This window comes from Burkholderia pyrrocinia, assembly GCF_003330765.1.
Lineage (GTDB): Bacteria > Pseudomonadota > Gammaproteobacteria > Burkholderiales > Burkholderiaceae > Burkholderia > Burkholderia pyrrocinia_B.
The window spans coordinates 1,582,113-1,601,124 of the sequence record NZ_CP024903.1 but is presented as its reverse complement, the minus strand read 5'-3'; the positions used below and the strand labels follow the sequence as shown (position 1 = coordinate 1,601,124).

The 19,012-nt window shown below is 67.7% G+C and carries 17 protein-coding genes; 10 read left to right on the top strand and 7 right to left on the bottom strand.

What is annotated here, in order from left to right; translation table 11 throughout:
* Positions 1 to 82: 82 nt before the first annotated feature.
* Positions 83 to 1,033, bottom strand: coding sequence for a LysR family transcriptional regulator (locus CUJ89_RS24805; protein ID WP_114180024.1), 951 nt, complete (start codon positions 1,031 to 1,033; stop codon positions 83 to 85).
* Positions 1,034 to 1,138: 105 nt separating this feature from the next.
* Between CUJ89_RS24805 and CUJ89_RS24800 the strand changes: the two genes are divergently transcribed.
* Both CUJ89_RS24800 and CUJ89_RS24795 read left to right on the top strand, forming a co-directional pair.
* Complete coding sequence (locus CUJ89_RS24800; RefSeq protein WP_114181544.1) at positions 1,139 to 2,497, top strand: aspartate aminotransferase family protein; 1,359 nt, start codon at positions 1,139 to 1,141, stop codon at positions 2,495 to 2,497.
* A 49-nt stretch (positions 2,498 to 2,546) separates the two neighbouring features.
* On the top strand, positions 2,547 to 4,064 hold the full coding sequence (locus tag CUJ89_RS24795; protein WP_114180023.1) for a CoA-acylating methylmalonate-semialdehyde dehydrogenase: 1,518 nt from the start codon (positions 2,547 to 2,549) through the stop codon (positions 4,062 to 4,064).
* A gap of 146 nt (positions 4,065 to 4,210) precedes the next feature.
* Here the strand turns inward: CUJ89_RS24795 and CUJ89_RS24790 are convergent, their stop codons facing one another.
* A complete protein-coding gene (locus tag CUJ89_RS24790) occupies positions 4,211 to 4,585 on the bottom strand; it encodes a hypothetical protein (RefSeq protein ID WP_114180022.1) in 375 nt (124 codons plus the stop codon).
* A gap of 696 nt (positions 4,586 to 5,281) precedes the next feature.
* Between CUJ89_RS24790 and CUJ89_RS24785 the strand changes: the two genes are divergently transcribed.
* Positions 5,282 to 5,659 (top strand): nuclear transport factor 2 family protein, encoded by a 378-nt coding sequence (locus CUJ89_RS24785; RefSeq protein WP_114181543.1) that lies wholly within the window; start codon positions 5,282 to 5,284, stop codon positions 5,657 to 5,659.
* A 233-nt stretch (positions 5,660 to 5,892) separates the two neighbouring features.
* A complete protein-coding gene (locus CUJ89_RS24780; RefSeq protein WP_114180021.1) occupies positions 5,893 to 6,198 on the top strand; it encodes a panthothenate synthetase in 306 nt (101 codons plus the stop codon).
* A gap of 100 nt (positions 6,199 to 6,298) precedes the next feature.
* On the opposite strand, the gene CUJ89_RS24775 is transcribed toward CUJ89_RS24780, so the two are convergent.
* On the bottom strand, positions 6,299 to 7,099 hold the full coding sequence (locus CUJ89_RS24775; protein ID WP_114180020.1) for a helix-turn-helix transcriptional regulator: 801 nt from the start codon (positions 7,097 to 7,099) through the stop codon (positions 6,299 to 6,301).
* A gap of 124 nt (positions 7,100 to 7,223) precedes the next feature.
* Between CUJ89_RS24775 and CUJ89_RS24770 the strand changes: the two genes are divergently transcribed.
* Together CUJ89_RS24770 and CUJ89_RS24765 are read left to right on the top strand one after the other, a co-directional pair.
* Complete coding sequence (locus CUJ89_RS24770; RefSeq protein ID WP_114180019.1) at positions 7,224 to 8,630, top strand: APC family permease; 1,407 nt, start codon at positions 7,224 to 7,226, stop codon at positions 8,628 to 8,630.
* 64 nt (positions 8,631 to 8,694) lie between these two features.
* Positions 8,695 to 9,804, top strand: coding sequence for a P1 family peptidase (locus tag CUJ89_RS24765; protein ID WP_114180018.1), 1,110 nt, complete (start codon positions 8,695 to 8,697; stop codon positions 9,802 to 9,804).
* Positions 9,805 to 9,933: 129 nt separating this feature from the next.
* Here CUJ89_RS24765 and CUJ89_RS24760 read toward each other — a convergent pair whose 3' ends face one another.
* The gene (locus tag CUJ89_RS24760) at positions 9,934 to 10,146 is read right to left on the bottom strand and encodes a hypothetical protein (RefSeq protein ID WP_047903348.1); all 213 of its coding nucleotides are present in this window, start codon (positions 10,144 to 10,146) and stop codon (positions 9,934 to 9,936) included.
* A gap of 137 nt (positions 10,147 to 10,283) precedes the next feature.
* On the bottom strand, positions 10,284 to 12,467 hold the full coding sequence (locus CUJ89_RS24755) for an FUSC family protein (protein ID WP_114180017.1): 2,184 nt from the start codon (positions 12,465 to 12,467) through the stop codon (positions 10,284 to 10,286).
* 201 nt (positions 12,468 to 12,668) lie between these two features.
* Between CUJ89_RS24755 and CUJ89_RS24750 the strand changes: the two genes are divergently transcribed.
* Positions 12,669 to 13,616, top strand: a complete 948-nt coding sequence (locus CUJ89_RS24750) for a LysR family transcriptional regulator (protein ID WP_114180016.1) — start codon at positions 12,669 to 12,671, stop codon at positions 13,614 to 13,616.
* Between the two features lie 103 nt (positions 13,617 to 13,719).
* Here the strand turns inward: CUJ89_RS24750 and CUJ89_RS24745 are convergent, their stop codons facing one another.
* Together CUJ89_RS24745 and CUJ89_RS24740 are read right to left on the bottom strand one after the other, a co-directional pair.
* Positions 13,720 to 14,022, bottom strand: a complete 303-nt coding sequence (locus tag CUJ89_RS24745) for a DUF4148 domain-containing protein (RefSeq protein ID WP_114180015.1) — start codon at positions 14,020 to 14,022, stop codon at positions 13,720 to 13,722.
* A 212-nt stretch (positions 14,023 to 14,234) separates the two neighbouring features.
* The gene (locus tag CUJ89_RS24740) at positions 14,235 to 15,377 is read right to left on the bottom strand and encodes a porin (RefSeq protein ID WP_114180014.1); all 1,143 of its coding nucleotides are present in this window, start codon (positions 15,375 to 15,377) and stop codon (positions 14,235 to 14,237) included.
* 318 nt (positions 15,378 to 15,695) lie between these two features.
* Between CUJ89_RS24740 and CUJ89_RS24735 the strand changes: the two genes are divergently transcribed.
* From CUJ89_RS24735 to CUJ89_RS24725, 3 genes are all read left to right on the top strand, one after another.
* Positions 15,696 to 16,157 carry a VOC family protein gene (locus tag CUJ89_RS24735; protein WP_114180013.1) on the top strand — a complete coding sequence of 154 codons (462 nt, stop codon included), beginning with the start codon at positions 15,696 to 15,698 and terminating at the stop codon, positions 16,155 to 16,157.
* A gap of 118 nt (positions 16,158 to 16,275) precedes the next feature.
* Positions 16,276 to 17,517, top strand: coding sequence for a cytosine deaminase (codA, locus tag CUJ89_RS24730; protein WP_114180012.1), 1,242 nt, complete (start codon positions 16,276 to 16,278; stop codon positions 17,515 to 17,517).
* 165 nt (positions 17,518 to 17,682) lie between these two features.
* Complete coding sequence (locus tag CUJ89_RS24725; RefSeq protein WP_114180011.1) at positions 17,683 to 19,011, top strand: chloride channel protein; 1,329 nt, start codon at positions 17,683 to 17,685, stop codon at positions 19,009 to 19,011.
* Position 19,012 lies beyond the last annotated feature (1 nt).

Sequence of the window (19,012 nt, the reverse complement as noted above, 5' to 3'; positions counted from 1 at the left end):
GATGACGGCGCCGCCGCGCCTGCCTGTCGCGCGATGTCGCACACCGCACACCGCCGGGGACCGGATTCTCCGCGTGAGCTGCCTACGCCGCCGGCTGCGCCGCCGCATGCGCGGCTTCCAGGCACGACTGAAACAGCAGCGCGGCCCGCGACGGCCTTGGCGAGCGCCGCAGCAGGCTCACGAACCGGCACCGGTAATTGAACCGGTGCGGCGCGATCGCCTGCATCAGCCCCTTGTTTTCGAAGCTTTCCGCGTAATGGTCGGGCAGGAAGCCGAGATAGCGGCCGGACAGGATCAACGTCGCGATCGACTCCTGATCGGAGGCCGTGGCGCTGCGCGTGAGCTTCGCGCGATGGCTCAGCTCCATGTTCGGCGAGTGGAAGCCGAGCCCAGCGAACGCATGGTTGCGGATTGTCGTCCACGTGAGCTTGCCGTGCGGCGCATCGTAAAGCGGATGCTGGCGGCCGCAATAGAGCAGCATCCGTTCGTCGAACAGCTCCGAATACACGAGGCTGCCCGAGTTGCGGTGCGCGGGAATGATCCCGACCTGATAGCTGCCGTCGATGATCCCGCGCTCGACCTCGTTGATCGACGCGACATGCAGGTTCAGCGCGACATCAGGTGCTTCGTCCGCGAACCGGCGGATCGCGTCGCCGAGGCGTGCATGCCCGTTGGTGGCCGTCTTGTCGAACACCGCGATGTGCAGTTCGCCGCCCATCCGGTCGTGAATGCCGTCGATCCTGCTGCGAAATGCTTCCATCGACGCCAGCAGCCGCAAGGTTTCCTCGTATACCGTCTGCCCCTCGGGCGTCAGCGTGAAACCCGCGCGGCCGCGCCGGCACAGCACGAGGCCGACGCGCGTTTCCAGATCCTTCACATGCCGGCTGATCGTCGAGATGCCGATATTCAGCTCCAGTTCGGCTGCTGCCATGCCGCCGCACTGCACGACGCCCTTGAAGACCCGCAGCAGGCGGAGATCCATGTCGCTGAGCTGCCCGAGCAGCGCGCGGCTCTTCGGTTTCTTTGCTTGCATAGTTGAGCAAGTGAACATTGATATTGCGATATTGAAGAGACTAATTGGCCTCTCGACAATGTGCAACATCATCACAAGGAGGAGGGGCGCGCCGCGCCGACCGACATGACCGACATCACCACCGCCGCCCAGCAGGACGACACGAACATCCGCACCGACGCCGCATGGCTCGACGCGCACTGGATGCCGTTCACGGCCAACCGCCAGTTCAAGGCCGATCCGCGCATGATCGTGTCCGGCCAGGGCGCGTATTACACGGACGCCGAAGGCCGCAAGATCTTCGACGGCCTGTCGGGCCTCTGGTGCACGGGCCTCGGTCACGGCCGCACGGAAATTGTCGAAGCCGTGAGCCGCCAGGTCGCGCAGCTCGACTACGCGCCGGCGTTCCAGTTCGGCCATCCGAAGTCGTTCGAGCTTGCCAACAAGATCAAGGACCTGACGCCGGCCGGCCTCGACTACGTGTTCTTCACGGGTTCGGGTTCGGAAGCGGCCGATACGTCGCTGAAGCTGGCCCGCGCGTACTGGCGCGCAAAGGGCAAGGGCACGAAGACGCGCCTGATCGGCCGCGAGAAGGGCTACCACGGCGTGAACTTCGGCGGCATCTCGGTCGGCGGGATCGGTGCGAACCGCAAGCTGTTCGGTCAAGGCGTCGACGCCGATTTCCTGCCGCATACGCAACTCGCGGAAAACAAGTTCTCGCGCGGGATGCCCGAGCACGGCGCGGAGCTGGCCGACCGTCTGCTCGACCTGATCGCGCTGCACGACGCGTCGAACATCGCGGCCGTGATCGTCGAGCCGTTCTCCGGCTCGGCGGGCGTGGTCGTGCCGCCGCAGGGCTATCTGAAGCGCTTGCGCGACATCTGTACCGCGCACGACATCCTGCTGATCTTCGACGAGGTCATCACGGGCTTCGGCCGTGCCGGCGCGATGACGGGTGCCGACGCATTCGGCGTGACGCCGGACATCCTGAACTTCGCGAAGCAGGTGACGAACGGCGTGCAGCCGCTCGGCGGCGTGGTCGCGACGAAGGAAATCTACGACACGTTCATGGCGGCAGGCGGCCCCGAGTACCTGGTCGAGTTCCCGCACGGCTATACGTATTCGGCGCACCCGGTCGCGTGCGCGGCCGGCATCGCGGCGCTCGACCTGCTCGTGAAGGAAGACGCGGTGGCCCGCGTGCGCGATCTCGCGCCGCATTTCGAGGCAGCGGTGCACGGGCTGAAGGGCCAGCGCCACATCGCGGACATCCGCAACTACGGCCTCGCGGCCGGCCTGACGATCGCGGCGCTGCCGGGCGAGCCGGCACGGCGTCCGTACGAAATCGCGATGCGCTGCTGGGCGAAGGGCTTCTACGTGCGCTACGGCGGCGACACGATCCAGCTCGCACCGCCGTTCATCTCGGAAAAGCGCGAGATCGACAACCTGGTCAACGCGCTGTCCGACGCACTGAACGAAGTGGACTGAGCCACCGCTCGCTCCTTGCGATAACCGAATTCACGAAAGAGCCTGAACGATGAAACACGACAGCAAAGTCACCTCCACCGTCGGCCACCTGATCGACGGCAAGCGCGTCGACGGCGGCAGCCGCGTCCAACCGGTGTTCGATCCCGCCACCGGCGAATCCGACAAGAGCGTCGCGCTTGCCGACAAGCTGACCGTCGAAGCCGCCATCGCGTCCGCGCAGGCCGCGTTCCCGGCCTGGCGCAACACGCCGCCGCTGAAGCGCGCCCGCGTGATGAGCCGCTTCAAGACGCTGCTCGAGGAGCACGCCGACGAGCTGTGCGCGCTGATCACGGCGGAGCACGGCAAGGTGCTCTCCGATGCGATGGGCGAACTACAGCGCGGGATTGAGAACGTCGAATACGCAACCTACGTGCCCGAGCTGCTGAAGGGCGAGCACAGCAAGAACGTCGGCCCCTCGATCGATTCGTGGAGCGAGTTCCAGGCGCTCGGCGTCGCGGCCGGCATCACGCCGTTCAACTTCCCGATCATGGTGCCGCTGTGGATGTGGCCGATGGCCGTCGCATGCGGCAACACGTTCGTGCTGAAGCCGTCCGAGCGCACGCCGTCGTCGACGCTGCGCATGGCCGAGCTCGCGCTCGAGGCCGGCCTGCCGCCGGGCGTGCTGAACGTCGTGAACGGCGACAAGGAAGCGGTCGACACGATTCTGACCGATCCGCGCGTGAAGGCCGTGAGCTTCGTCGGCTCGACGCCGATCGCCGAATACATCTACTCGACCGGCTGTGCGCACGGCAAGCGCGTGCAGGCGCTCGGCGGCGCGAAGAACTTCGCGGTCGTGATGCCGGACGCCGACATCGGCAACGCGGTGAACGCGCTGATGGGCGCCGCGTATGGCTCGTGCGGCGAGCGCTGCATGGCGATTCCGCTGGTCGTCGCGATCGGCGACGAGACGGGCGACAAGGTCGTCGAGGGGCTGAAGGCCGAGATTGCGAAGATGAAGGTCGGCCCCGGCAGCGGCGCGGGCGTCGACATGGGCCCGCTCGTCACGCAGCAGCATTTCGAGAAGGTGACGGGCTTCGTCGAAGCGGGCGTGGAAGCGGGCGCGACGCTCGTCGTCGACGGCCGCAGCGTGAAGGTCGACGGTCACGACGGCGGCTACTACCTCGGCCCGTGCCTGTTCGACAACGTGAAGCCCGGCATGCCGATCTACCAGCACGAGATCTTCGGGCCCGTGCTCGGCGTGATCCGGCTGAAGTCGCTCGACGAGGCAATGGCGCTGATCGACTCGCACGAATACGGCAACGGCACGTGCCTGTTCACGCGCGACGGCGAGGCCGCGCGCTACTTCGGCGACAACATCCAGATCGGCATGGTCGGCATCAACGTGCCGCTGCCGGTGCCCGTCGCGTACCACTCGTTCGGCGGCTGGAAGCGTTCGCTGTTCGGCGACCTGCATGCGTATGGCCCGGACGCCGTGCGGTTCTACACGAAGCGCAAGACGATCACGCAGCGCTGGCCGTCGGCCGGCGTGCGCGAAGGGACGGTGTTCAGCTTCCCGTCGAACCGCTGACGCGCATTCCGGCTGCACGTATCGCCCGCCCGCCGGCGGGCGATACGACGCGGCTGGCGTGAAAGGGCGAAGACCCGCCCCGATCGACGATCGGGGCGGGCTTTTTTACGTCCGCGCCGATTGCGCGGAATGCCGCGAAAGATTGCTTACGGCGCGACCACGTGCCACATGTTCTTGAAGTTGTCGCCGTTGCGGTCGCCCTGTTTCATGTCCTTCGAGAAGAAGTACAGCGGTCTGCCCTTGTACGCCCATTGCGGGCTGCCGTCGTCGCGCTTGACGATCGTGTACGGCCCGACCGGAACGTCGGTCGCGCTGGCCTTGTATGGTGGCCAGAAGGATTCGCACTGGCCCGTGCACGCGCTGGTGCCGGCATTGGGCTTGTCGTGGTCGAACACGTAGACGGTCATCCCGTTCGCGGCGACGAGCGCGCCGTTTTCGGCTTTCGTGATCGAGCCTTGGGCCGAAGCCGAAGCGGACGCAATGGCGAGCAGGGCGGAACTGACGAGCAGCGCGGCTTTCATGTGTGCCTCCTGATAGTCCGGTGGGCGGCCGCGATCGCGCGCACGGGCGAGCGTGCGCCAGGATCGCGATGAATGGTGCCGGAACGCGGTGCCGTCGCCGCCGGTGCGAGCGACGCAGGGTCGAATGGCGGCAAACGGGCGCTTAATTCACGATAGCCGGTTTTTGCCAGGGCTGCGAGAAGATCGGGGGCGTATCGGCTGGGCGTATGCGTCACGCAACGGCGCGGCGAGCGCCGTCATGATCCCGGATTCGACATCCGTCCCCGATCCCGCCCGGCGCGCACGCCTATGCGTCAGCGCCTCGCGCGATTGGTCAGCGCGACGTCCGCGATCACGAGCGCGCCGCCAGCCAGCATCGATGGCGACCCGCGTTCTGAATGCGCGTAGTGACATGGATGAAGTGACGAGGGCGGCGGGGCCGGCATGTGGATTGCTCGCGTGACGGCGGCAGCGTTCGTGCGACAGGCCGTACCGGCACGGCGAGGTCGACGAGAGTCGGCGAAAAAAACGACCGGCGAGTTCGCGGACATCATGCCCGCGCCCTTCGAATCGGGCAACCGCGGCATTGCCGGCTTACGATGGCAGCGCGGGCTGTCGGGCGAGGCGTCTTTGCGTGGATGCGACGGGCGCGTTCCGCCGGAACACCTGCACCGGTGCGAGCGGGGCTCGCGCCGACTCTTCAAGGAGGTAACGACGATGCGTGGGGATCCGGGCGACGTTGCGCGCGCCAGCTATCGCGCGTATGCCGACAAGGACCGCGACGCGATCGAAGCGCTGATCGCGCCGGACTTCCATTTCACGAGCCCGCTCGACAACCGGCTCGACCGCGATACGTATTTCGCGCGCTGCTGGCCGAACAGCGCGATGCTCGCGGGCTTCGACTTCATCGACGTCGTCGTACACGGCGAACACGTATTCGTCGTCTACGAGGCCGAAACAACCGGCGGCAGGCGGTTCCGGAACGCGGAGCGGTTGCGCATCCGCGACGGCCGGATCGTCGAGGCCGAGGTGTATTTCGGCTGGAACGTGCCGCACGATGCGCGCGATGGCGGATTCGTCGATTCGCACGGTTGAGCGGTTGAAGGATCGGCAGCCCGGCCGGGCGAGGTCTGAATCGACGACGCATCGAACGCGGTGATGTTCACTGCGGATTCGCCTCTCGCAAACGATTGCCATACGCACCCTGCGGCGACATCGCATCGTCAGAATGTGAATTCGCGCCTGCCGCCGCTTGTTGCGCCGGTGCGGCATCGCAAAGCACCTATGCTTGAAGGGCCCATGCCGGGCGGAGCCCAAGGAGGAAGACCATGCGCATGCTTCTCAACATACGAATCCCTCACGAACCGTTCAACACGATGGTGCGCGACGGCACCGTCGGCGATGTGATCGCACGGATACTCGAAGAGGTCAAGCCGGAGGCCGCGTATTTCACGGAGCAGAACGGCACGCGCGGTGCGGTCATGATCGTCGATCTGGACGAACCGTCACGGATACCGGCGCTCGCGGAACCCTGGTTCCTGATGTTCAACGCGGACTGCGAATTTCGCGTGGTGATGTTGCCGGACGATCTCCGGAAAGCCGGGCTTGCGCAAATCGGCTCGAAGTGGAAGTAGCGAGCAGCCGCACACGAACTTGCCGCGTCGCATGCGATGACGGCGCGGCAGGTCCGACGATTTCACACCCATGACCCGTGCCACCGGCACGGCGGCAGCGTCACCCCGCGGCATCTTCCCCCAGTGCCTGGATGAATCGCGAAAACAGCTCCGGCTGCGACGCAATCCCGAGCTTCGTGTACAGGTGCCGCCGATGCACCTTCACCGTCTCCGGTGAAATCGCCAGCCGCTCGGCGATCGCCTTCGACGAATTGCCGCGCAACACCATTCGCGCGATCGACATCTCGCGATCGGTCAGCACGCCCGCGCCGAAGCGCGCGAGCGCCTGCTCGACGCGCGCGCCGAGATCGGCATCGGGCGTCGCGCGCGCGGCGTCGCCCACCAGCCGCCAGTGCTGCCGGATCGCCGCGAGCACCCACGGCATCGCTGCCGTCAGCTTGCCGAGCGGCTCGACGTCGAATCGCGCGGCCGCGCCGAGCGACAGCGACAGCAGCGTGTCGGCGTTCGGCCGCACCAGGATCTGGATCTCGTCGTCGCCGACCGCATCGCGGAAGTAGCTCAGGAAATACTCGCTTTGCCGGAACAGGTCGGGCGCGACTTCCTCGAGCCGGTAGCAGCCGTCGGCGAGCCCGTCGTGCGCGGCCTGCAGGAACGGGTCGAGCAGATATAACCCATTGAGGTAAAGCGGCACGGGCGACGCATTGTCGGTGCCGCCCGTGTCGTATTCGTCGAGCACGAGCGGCACGCCGTCGCGGCCGATCGCGGTCGCGAGCGCGTTGTCGAACGGCGCCATTTCATTGAGCAGCAGCACCAGGAACCGCCAGAAGCGCGGCTGGCCGAGATGATCGATGGCGCGGCCAAGCGCCTGGTGCATCGCGATTTCGGAAAAGAGACGATCCATACCACCACCGGAAGGGCGTAACACCAAGGGGGAATAGCGGTCCTGAAATTGGCTTCCTAGACTGCCACGCAATCGATCGCGCCCGAGTATGGGCGTTCAAAAAGCAGCAGCACAGGAGAACGAAATGGCGATGATGTCGGAATCGACGGGCACCCTGCAAGCGGCGCCTGCCACGGAAGACGCGCCGCGCGCGCTGTCGCAGACGCTCAGCGTGCGTGATGCAGTGATGATCACCGTGTCGGGCGTGACGCCCGCAAGCTCGATCTTCGTGATCGCACCCTTCGCGATCCAGCAGGCCGGCAGCGGCGCGGTGTTGTCGTTCCTGCTCGGCGGCGTGCTCGCGCTGGCGTTCGCCCTCTGCTATGCGGAACTCAGCGCTGCGCACCGCAGCGCGGGCGGCGAGTACGTGATGGCCAAGCGCGTGTTCGGCACGCTGCCCGGCTACCTGACCTTCATCACGGTGCTGTCCGTCAGCGTGTTCATCCCGGCCGTGCTCGCGAGCGGCGCCGCGCCGTACCTGAACAACGCGCTCGGCACGCACTTCAGCAACCAGTCGGTCGCGCTGACAATCGTGCTGCTCAGCTACCTGCTCGGCATGCTGAACATCAAGACGAACGCGTGGATCACAGGCGCCTTCCTCGTCGTCGAGATCGGCGTGCTGATGCTGATCGCGGGCCTCGGCTTCGGTTCGCCGCATCGCGGTGCCGATGCGCTGATCGCGCCGGTCGTTGCGAGCGGTAACGCGCTCGTGCCGGCGACGCTCGCCGCGATCGTGCCCGCGATCGGCACGGCGATCTTCTGCTACAACGGCTTCGGCTCGGCCGCCTATCTCGCGGAAGACCTGCGCGGCGGCAACCGCAACGTCGCGAAGGCGGTGATCTATTCGCTGCTCGTGATCCTCGTCGTCGAACTGATTCCGCTCACCGCGATCGTGCTCGGCGCGCCGTCGCTGACGGAGCTGACGAAGAGCGCCGACCCGATCGGCTATGTCGTGCGCTCGCTGAGCAGCCCGACCGTGTCGCGCGTGGTCAGCGGCGGGATCTTCCTGTCGGTGTTCAACGCGATCATCGCGATCGTGATCACGATGGGCCGCCTGCTGTACAGCAGCGGTCGGCACGCGCTCTGGTCGCGTACCTGCAATCGTGCGTTCTCGACGATCCATCCGCGCCTCGAATCGCCGTGGCTCGCGACGATCGCGCTCGCGGTGCCGTCGGCGGGGCTCGTGTTCGTGTCGAGCCTGGACGAACTGACCGCGTTCACGGTCGACCTGCTGCTGCTGATCTATCTGGTGGTCGGACTGGCCGCGCTCGCGAGCCGGCTTGTGCGCCGCGACATCGAACATCATTACCGGATGCCGCTGTGGCCCGTCACGCCGCTCGTCGCGGTGGCGGGCGCCGCATACACGCTCTACACGACGCTGGCGACGGCGACGAAGCCGACCGACCTGATCATCATCGCGGGGCTGCTGGTCGCCGCACTCGTGATGTATCTGGTCTGGGCGCGCCACAGCGAAGCATTCCGCTCGCTCTGAGCGCGAGATCGTCACCTTGCAACACCGAACCACCGAACCATTGAAAGACTGGAGGAATTGCATCATGCGCACGAGGGATCTCGGCATCCGCATCGGACTCGGCACGCCGGGCCGCTTCAACGCGATCACGGACGTTCCGGGCGTGCGGGTCGGGCATTGCACGCTGAACGTCGAGAACGGCGACGCATCGATCCGTACCGGCGTCACCGTCATCGAACCGCGCGCGGGCGCCGCGCACGATTCGCCATGCTTCGCGGGCGTGCACGTGCTGAACGGCAACGGCGACGCGACCGGGCTCGAGTGGATCCGCGAGGCCGGCCTGCTGACGACGCCGATCGCCTATACGAACACGCACAGCGTCGGCGCGGTGCGCGACGCGCTCGTCGCGAACGAGCGTGAAGCGGCGGCCGGCCGCGTGTACTGGTGCATGCCGGTCGTGATGGAAACCTACGACGGGCTGCTGAACGACATCTGGGGGCAGCACGTGAGCGCCGCGCACGTGCAGCGCGCGCTGTCCGCCGCGCAGTCGGGGCCGGTCGCCGAGGGCAGCGTGGGTGGCGGCACGGGCATGATCTGCCACGAGTTCAAGGGCGGCATCGGCACCGCGTCGCGCGTGCTCGCGGCTGATGCGGGCGGCTGGACCGTCGGCGCGCTGGTGCAGGCGAACTACGGCGTGCGCGAGATGCTGCGCGTCGCCGGCTACCCGGTCGGCGACGTGCTGCGGCACGTGCATTCGCCGTTCCGCGCACCGGACGCGAAAGGCGAGGCCGGCATGGGCTCGATCGTCGTCACGATCGCGACCGACGCACCGCTGCTGCCGCATCAGTGCACGCGCCTCGCGCAGCGCGCGGGCGTCGGGCTCGCGCGCGTCGGCGGCGGCACCGAGGATTCGAGCGGCGACGTCTTCCTTGCGTTTGCAACAGGCAATGACGGTCTGCCGGCGGCGAACTACGGCAGCAAGGGGGCGCCGACCACCGGCGTGAAGATGGTCAACAACGACCATATTTCCGCGCTGTTCGTCTCGGCGGCGGAAGCGGTGGAGGAAGCGATCGTGAATGCGCTGGTCGCAGGCGGCGACGTCGAGTCGCGCGGCGCGCGGGTCGAAGGGCTCGGGCAGGCGCGCTTGCTGGATGCGTTGCGCGAAGTGGGCTGGCGGCCGGGGCGCGGCGCCTGAAACGGCATGTGCCGCTTCAATCGAAGCGGCGTGGATCGGGGCGGCGATGCGGCGATCGGCCGGTACGCCGCCCGCCCGCGCATGCGATGCGGGCGCGGCGGGCCTGGCCGTGACGACGCGGCGTCATGCTTAGCTGCCGAAGTAGATGTTGCAGAAGCTGACGGGGCCGACGCATGCGTTCGGGTCTTCCTGCTTCGATTGCGCACGATCGACGCGGCCGGCGGCCTTGACGGCTTCGGCGCGGTTCGCCTGTTGCTGTGCGACGTCGGCCGGCGCCGGCTGTGCGTGGGCGACAGCGGCGGTGAGCGACAGGGCAACGAGGGCGAGGTGCAGCGGCTTCATTTTGGTTTCTCCGGGGTGAGTGCCAGTCTCGCTGGCAGTGAGAAAACTATAGGCTCGCACTGCTTAAAGATTAATCACCGCGGCTGTAGAGCATATTTCCATTCGGAACAAGGATCCCGTTGGGCACGCACCGATGTTCAATGGTGGTGCCGGTTGAACGGCGCGTCCTTGTCCAGCAGCGCGCTGCGCATGAAGTGCAGGCAGCCAACGATCCGCTGCATGCGGCGGCGCGCGTCGGGCACCGCGTACCACGCCTGCAACGCATGCTGCGCCGCGCGGATCGCGAGATTGACCGATTTCAGCGTGCGCGCGTGATGGCCGGGCGTCGGATCGTCGAAGAAACGCGGCAGTTCGTGCAGCACCGCATCGATCGAACCGGTCCAGCGCAGCGCCTGCGGTGGCTTCGATTCGCAGAACGCGTGCAGTTCGTCGCGCAGGTCGATCACCGCATGGCCGACCTCGAGCGTCGACAGCATCCAGCGCAGCGCGTCGCGGTGCTGCCGCGTGCGCCGCACGAGCAGCGTGCGCAACTGCGCCATCAGGTCGTGCGTGCTCGACTGGAAGCGCTGCGCGAGACCGTCCGGCGCGCCTTCGCACGCAAGCGTGACCTGGCGGCGCAGGTCGTGCGCGATACGGCCCGTGAGCCACGGCATGTGGGTGGGGAACACGACCGCGAACACGAGCGAGCACGCGAGCATCGCGACGACGATGGCCAGCCCGTTGTTGATCAGCACCTCGGGCGTATAGGCGATCGCGTTGTCGGGGCCCGCGAGCAGGCAGAAGAACACCGCGAAGCCGATTCCGTAGCCGGACAGGCCCGGCCGCATCGCGAGAAACGCGCCGAGGCCGAGCACCGGCGCGAGCGTCGCGCACAGCAGCGGGAAGCCGTCGATGTTCGGATACACGTAACACAGGAACAGGTAGCCGACGGCGGTCGCGAATGCCGCACCGACACTCATTTGCGCGACGAACTTCGGCGCGCGCGGCGACGTCGAGCTGAGCGCGCATGCGATCGCGGTGGCGATGACGGCGAGCGAGCCGCTTGGCCACTCCGATGCGAGCCAGAACGCACTCATCGCGCCGACGGCGACGGCAGTGCGCAGGAACGCGAAGCCGACGAAGAACGCATTGGTCTTCACCGCGTAATGCGTGACCGAGCGTTCGAGCGCGTGATCGTCCTGGTCGAGCGACGCGTAGGTGTCGGCGTAGCCGAGGTATTCGCCGATGAAGCGGTACAGCAGCTCGATCGCGGTATCGAAGTCGAGCAGGCCGCCGGCCGCATGGTCCTCGATGTTCCGCCGCGACGCACGCGCGGCCTTCGGCAACACGCTGTGGAAGTGCCGCAGTTCGAGCAGCGCGCCGGTGGCCGGCGCGATGCCGCGCCGCCGCTCGTCGCGCAGCGCGGCGAACCGTTGCGCGAGCGCGTCGACGTGCGGCGCGAGCGCATCGAGCACCGCGTCCGAGCCATTCGCGCGCAGGCGCTTGACGAGCTGGTGCAGCGCATGCAGCCGCGTGCACGCGTTCATGAACTCGCTGTTCAGCCGCGCGAGCCGGCGGCTGCGCGCGCGAATGTGCGGATCCTCGAACGACGCGAACGCGCGGTTGGCCTCGAAACCGACGATGTCGTCGACGAAATCGGCGAAGCGCCGCTCGAAATCGCCGCGCGCGACGTCGCCCGCGAGCGTGCCGGCCGTGAAGGCCGCGAACGTCGCGTGGCGCGCGCTCAGCGCGCGCATCAGCGCCTTCGCGGAGCTGAGCGGCAGGATCAGCGCGCTGACCGCGCCCGAGCACGCGATGCCCAGCGCGACTTCCGCGGCGCGCGTGAGCGCGGACTGGAACAGCGTCTGCGGCGTCATCACGGCCGGCAGGCCGATCAGCGCGGCCGTGTAGCCGGCGAGCACGAAGCCGTACCAGCGGAAGTGGCGGTTGCGCACCGCGAGCGCGATGCAGCCGCCGATCCACAGCGTGATGCCGGCCATGTACAGCTCGGGCTGCTGCGCGAACAGCCCGCCGAGCGCGAGCGCGGCGACGAGGCCGGCCGCCGTGCCCAGCACGCGATAGAAGCTCTTCGCGAACACCATTCCCGACATAGGCTGCATCAGCACGAACACGGTCGTCATCGCCGTGCGCGGCTGCGACATCTCGAGACGCATCGCGAGGCCCATCGCCAGGAGCGCCGCGAACACGGTCTTGGCGAGGTGCAGCCAGATCAGCCCGTCGCTGGCGGCCCAGTCGCGCGCCGCGTCGCCGAGCGGATCGAGCCATGCGCTCCATCGTGCCGGTTCGATGGAAGGTCGCTCGATCGCAGGTTGTGGCTTCATGAAAAGAGGGGGCCTGCCCGGTGCCGGGCAAGGTGCCGCGGTGCGTCCGAACGGGTTTGTTCGACTGGTGAGGCGCCGATTGTAGGAGTGCGGCGCTCGCGTATTAACGCAGCTGCGGGGAAACGATAGTTGCAGCCGGAGTAACAATCGGTCGCATCCGGTGGAGGAAAATAGCGGCTCCGCTACAGGTCGCTCACAGGAATGGATACCCTACAAAACATGCGGGTGTTTACGCGCGTCGTCGAGACGGGCAGTTTCACCGCCGCCGCGCAATCGCTGAATTCGACGACGGGCGCGATGTCGCGCGCGGTGTCGGAGCTCGAGGCGCGCCTGCGCACCCGTCTGATGAATCGCTCGACGCGCCGTCTCGCGCTCACGTCGGCCGGCGAAAGCTATTTGCGGCGCTGCCGGCAGATCCTCGCCGACGTCGACCGCGCGGAAGAAGAGGCGAGCTGTGCGCACGAACGGCCGGCCGGCGTGCTGCGCATGCACAGCTTCGCGAGTGTCGGTCACCACTATGTATTGCCCGCGCTGACGCGCTATCACGCGCAGTTCCCGGACGTGTCGATCGAACTGTCGCTGTCGCAGCGCATGCCCGACCTGTTCGACGGCACGAACGACATGGCCGTCGTGACCGCGTCGTCGCTGCCCGATTCGGAACTCGTGTCGCACCTGCTCGGCTCGACGTTCAGCATCCTGTGCGCGTCGCCCGACTATGTGAAACGGCACGGCGTGCCGGCCCGTCCGCAGGATCTCGCTTCGCACGCGTGCCTGACGCTGTGCACGCCGGCGTTCCCGACGCACGAATGGGTGCTCGAAGGGCCCGAGGGCGTCGAGCAGATCCACGTCGCCGGGCCGGTGCAGACCAACACGGCCGAATCGCTCGCACTCGCGATCCGCGACGGCATCGGGCTCGGCATGCTGCCGCTGTACTCGGCGATCGACGCGCTGCGCGACGGCACGCTCGTGCGCGTGTTGCCCGCGCACATCCTGCAGAAGATGAACGTGTATGCGCTGTATCCGTCGCGCCGCTTCGTCGACGCGAAGGTGCGGACCTGGGTCGAGATGCTGCGTGCGCAGGTGCCGGGGATGATCGCGCGCGATGTCGAGATGTTGAACGCGATCGGTCGCGAACCGCAGGCCGCCTGAACGGCGGGCGCGCACCGGCGCGTTGCCGGCTTCTTCACGCAAACGCGACACGCGCCTCGCCCGCAGCACATCATTCGCGCGGGCGGGGTGCTTCGTCACGTCGTCACAGCGCCGGCTTCGCTGCCGCGCCCGATTCGGTCGCCGCGACGCCGGCCGGGCCGTATGCGGCTTGCGCGGCCTTGTGCTCCGCGAGGCGTTTCGCGGCGAGCCGTTCCTGCGCGGCCATGATGTCGTCCGGATAGTTGCCGGCGTCGCCGAGCGACGGGTTGTAGCCGACCGATTCGAGGTCATACAACTCCTGCAGTACCTGCGCGCGCGTGACGGGCGACTTCGCCGACTGGGCGAACGACAGGGCCGGTGCGGCGAGCAGGACAGCGGCGGCGGCGGTAACGACGAGCAATTTCACAATGTTCTCCTGGGTACGGGGTGTGCTGTCCGGTTCGGCGATCGATGCGTGATCCGAACCGTCGAGGCCAGTCTACGCAGCGCTCGCACGCGCAAAAACCCCGATTCCAGGCAGGGAGCCTTCCAGATGGAACAACATTGCGCCGCCCGTGCCGCGCCGACCCGCCTGACGACGCGGGTTCGCCGTGCGCGGGCGGCGCCGGGTCATGCCGGTCAGAAGCGCGTGCGCATGCCGATCGTGCCGACGATCTGGTTCGCCGTGCTCGATGCGCCGCCCGAGCCGTTGATGAACGCCTGATAGCCGCGGCCCGACGCGTGCTGAACCATGGCTTCCGCGTAGACGTCCGTGCGGCGCGACAGCTTGTAGACGGCCTGCAGGTCGACCTGGTGCCACTTCGGATCGGTGCCGTGCTTGCTGTCGGGATTCGACACGCTGGCGTCCGTATATACGTAGGCCGCGCCGAGGCTGACGGCCGGCGTCACCGCATAGCGCACGTTCACGTCGTAGTTGTTGAACGCGATCTGGCCGGTCGAGCCGAACGAACCCGTGTTGTCGTACTGCGAGCGCGTATAGACGAAGCCGACGGTGGCCGGGCCGAACCCGTAGCTGACGCCGCCGCCATACGAGCGCATGCGGTCCGAGCCGATCGACCAGCCGCCCTGGCTCACGCTCTTCGCTTCGGCGACGTCGGTCGCGCCGGGGCTCGCACTCGTCGAACCCTTGGTGCCGTTCATCTGCAAGTAGGCGCCGGCCAGTTTCAGCGGGCCGTTCGTGTAGCTCGCCGCGACGCTGTATGCGCGGTTCGCGCCGAAGTTCGTCGCGTTCGAGAACGCATACATCGCGCCGACCTTGAAGCCTGCATAGGTCTCGCTCGTGTACTTGACCGCGTTGTTGATGCGCAGCGAGTGGTTCAGGTTGTCGTTGTCGAACGGATGCGCGAAGCTCGCGTCGCCGAAGTCGCCGGCCGTCGCCGACAGCGGCGCGACGAAGTCGACCATCGTGTCGTACTGGCGGCCGAGCGTCAGCGTGCCGTAGCCGGTCTGGCTCAGGCCGACGTACGCATGGCGGCCGAACAGCTTGCCGTCCTGGCCGAGCCCGCCGTTGTTCACGTTGAAGCCGTTCTCGAGCACGAACAGCGCTTTCAGGCCACCGCCGAGATCCTCGGTGCCGCGAAACCCGACGCGGCTGCCGTTGACGGTGCCGCTGTTCAGGCGCCACAGCGATGCGCCGTTGGCGTTGTTGGTGTAGACGATGCCGGCATCGATCAGGCCGTACAGCGTGACCGAGCTCTGCGCGTGAGCGAGCGGGGCGAACAGCGCGGCGACGGATGCGCCGGCAACGAGCGTTTTTTTCATCGAAAGACTCCTGCGTGTGGGATGGGGAACAAAAGTTCGGCGCAAGTATAGGAATGCGGACCGTGCGCAAGGCCCGGGTGCCGCGCGAGCGCACCTTTCCAGATCGCACAAGAGTCGTTCACAAAACCGACACGACGTGCTGCCCGCGCCCGACGCCGGCCCCTTTTCGCATCGCATCGCATCGCGTTGGGCCGCGGGCGGGCGTGCGGCTCGCGTTCGTTGTCGCATCGCTGCAACAGGCGCGCACGAACGCACGGTGGTTGATCGGCGTGGCGGACACGCGGAGAATGGGGGCGTCCCTACGACCGGAGACAGACGATGCCCACGCCAGCGCCCCTTCCGCCGATCAGTCCCGCCGTGTATTACCGCGATCCGCGCGCCGCGCTCGAATGGCTGGAGCGCGCGTTCGGCTTCGGGCGCGGCATCGTCGTCTATACGGCCGACGGGCAGGTCACGCATGCCGAACTCACGTACGCGGGCGGCGTGGTGATGATCGGCGGCTACTGGGCCGACTTCGTCGCGAGCCCGCCGGACGTCGGCGGCCGGAACACGCAGAGCGTGCATGTGCAGCTCGCGAGCGACATCGACGCGCATTGCGAGCACGCACGGCAGGCCGGTGCGGACATCCTGCAGGAGCCGGCCGACCAGTTCTACGGCGACCGCACGTACCGTGCGCGCGATCCCGAGCTGCACGTGTGGACGTTCGGCCAGCACGTGCGCGATGTGACGCCCGAGGAAGCGGCTGCCGAAACCGGCCTGACGTTCGAAGGCTGGTCGTGACCCGCGGCGCGTTGCGCGCCGGCTTTCCCCGCCGTTCCTTTTACCGAATTCAACGAATCGCACGGCCGTCGCACGCATCGCGCGGCCGTTTCAACGCATGCCACGAAGGGGCTCAAACATGAATCTGTTCAACGTACGCCTGCGCGGCCGCGACGGCCTGTTTACGATCGACATCGACGGCGGCACGATCGCGCGGGTCGACGCGCAGTCCGCACCGGTCTTGCCCGCGGGCGCCGGCGATGTTGATGCGGGCGGCCGCCTCGCGATCCCGCCGCTCGTCGAGCCGCATATCCACCTCGACGCCGTGCTGACGGCCGGCGAGCCCGCCTGGAACATGAGCGGCACGCTGTTCGAGGGCATCGAGCGCTGGGCCGAACGCAAGGCGACGATCACGCACGAGGACACGAAGACGCGCGCGCATGCGGCGATCGGCATGCTGCGCGACCACGGGATCCAGCACGTGCGCACGCACGTCGACGTCACCGATCCGACGCTCGCCGCGCTGAAGGCGATGCTGGAAGTGAAGGACGAGGCGCGCGGGTTGATCGACCTGCAGATCGTCGCGTTTCCGCAGGAGGGCATCGAATCGTACGACGGCGGCCGCGCGCTGATGGAGCAGGCGATCGGCCTGGGGGCGGACGTCGTCGGCGGGATCCCGCATTTCGAGAACACGCGCGAGCAGGGCGTGAGCTCGATCCGCTTCCTGATGGATCTCGCGGAACGCACCGGCTGCCTCGTCGACGTGCATTGCGACGAGACCGACGATCCGCATTCGCGCTTTCTGGAAGTGCTCGCCGAAGAGGCGCGCGTGCGCGGGATGGGCGCGCGCGTGACGGCGAGCCACACGACCGCGATGGGCTCGTACGACAACGCGTACTGCTCGAAGCTGTTCCGGCTGCTGAAGCGCGCGGGCCTGAATTTCATCTCGTGCCCGACCGAGAGCATCCACCTGCAGGGGCGCTTCGACACGTTTCCGAAACGGCGCGGCGTCACGCGCGTGGCGGAACTCGACCGCGCGGGCCTCAACGTGTGCTTCGGGCAGGATTCGATCAAGGACCCGTGGTATCCGCTGGGCAACGGCAACATCCTGCGCGTGCTCGATGCGGGCCTTCATATCTGCCACATGATGGGCTACCAGGATCTGCAGCGCTGCCTCGACTTCGTGACCGAGCACAGCGCGACGACGATGCAACTCGGCGACGGCTACGGCATCGCGGTCGGGCGTCCGGCGAATCTCGTCGTGCTCGATGCGGACAGCGACTACGAAGCCGTGCGCCGGCAGGCGAAAGCCACGCTGTCGGTTCGCCACGGGAAGGTGATCATGCGGCGCGAACCGGAGCGCGTCACGTATCCGGATTGATGCGAAAGGTGGGCGGTCTCGGGATGCCTGTGCTCATGTATTCTGAGAATGCATGAGTCGATTCGAAAAATACGTTTGTCTCATGACAGGCGGCGGCCTACGATGCGGTCCTGACGACGGCGCGCGTGTTGCGCGCCGTTCTTTCGATCCCCGTTCGCCGATTCCATGCGCCTCGATCTCCCGTCCGCTCCCGCATCCTCTTCGCCGCCCGCCGGCCCGTTCGCGCGCGTGGCCGTCGTCACGATCCTGACCGGCGTCGGCGCGGGCCTCGGCGGCATGCTGCTCGCGCTGCTGCTGCATGCGATCCAGCACATCGCGTACGGCTACAGCGTTGCGCACGTGATCGGCACCGAGAGCTTCCTCACCGGCGTGACCGGCGCCGATCCGCTGCGCAGGCTCGCGGTGCTGGTCGTTTGCGGGATCGTCGCCGGCGGCGGCTGGTGGGCGCTTTACCGGTACGGCCGGCTGCTGGTCAGCATCCGCCGCGCGGTGCGTGCGGCCGATCCGCGGATGCCGTTCGTCAGCACGACGATTCACGCGCTGCTGCAGATCGTCACTGTCGCGCTCGGCTCGCCGCTCGGCCGCGAAGTCGCGCCGCGCGAGATCGGTTCGCTGCTCGCCGGGCGGCTCGCGCATCGTGCGGGGCTCACACCCGACGACTGCCGGCTGATGGTCGCGTGCGGCGCCGGCGCGGGCCTCGCGGCCGTCTACAACGTGCCGCTCGGCGGCGCGATCTTCGTGCTCGAAGTGCTGCTCGGCACGTTCGAACTGCGTGCGCTGGTCGTGGCGGTCGTCACGTCGGCGATCGCGGCGGCCGTCGCGTGGATCGGCCTCGGCAACGAACACCAGTACACGGTGCCGCCGTTCGCGCTGAGCGCGCCGCTGGTTGCGTGGTCGATCGTCTGCGGGCCGCTGTTCGGCTTCGCCGCGTACGGTTTCGTGCGGCTCACGAGCCGTGCGCGCGCGAACGCGCCGAAGGACTGGCGGCTGCCTGTGCTCGCGCTGCTCAACTTCGCGGTGATCGGCGTGCTCGCGATGCGGTTTCCGCAATTGCTCGGCAACGGCAAGGGGCCGGCGTCGCTGGGCTTCGACGGCACGCTGACGATCGGCCTTGCGGCGGCGCTGCTGGTGCTGAAGGTGCTGATCGAGGCCGGCAGCCTGCGGGCCGGTGCCGAGGGCGGCCTGCTGACGCCGGGCCTCGCGAACGGCGCGCTGCTCGGCGTCGTGCTCGGCGGACTGTGGGGCCTCGTGTGGCCGGGCGCGTCGAGCGGCGGATGCGCGCTGGTCGGCGCGACCGCGTTTCTCGCCGCGTCGATGCAGATGCCGGTCACGGCGGTCGTGCTGCTGCTCGAGTTCACGCGCGCGAATCACGACAGCCTCGTGCCGATGCTGCTTGCGGTGGCTGGATCGCTTGTCGCGTACCGGTTCGCGCAGCGGTTGGCCGAGCGGCGGGCGAAGGCGGTCGAGCCGGTGCGCGAGCGCGCATCGGCGTAGC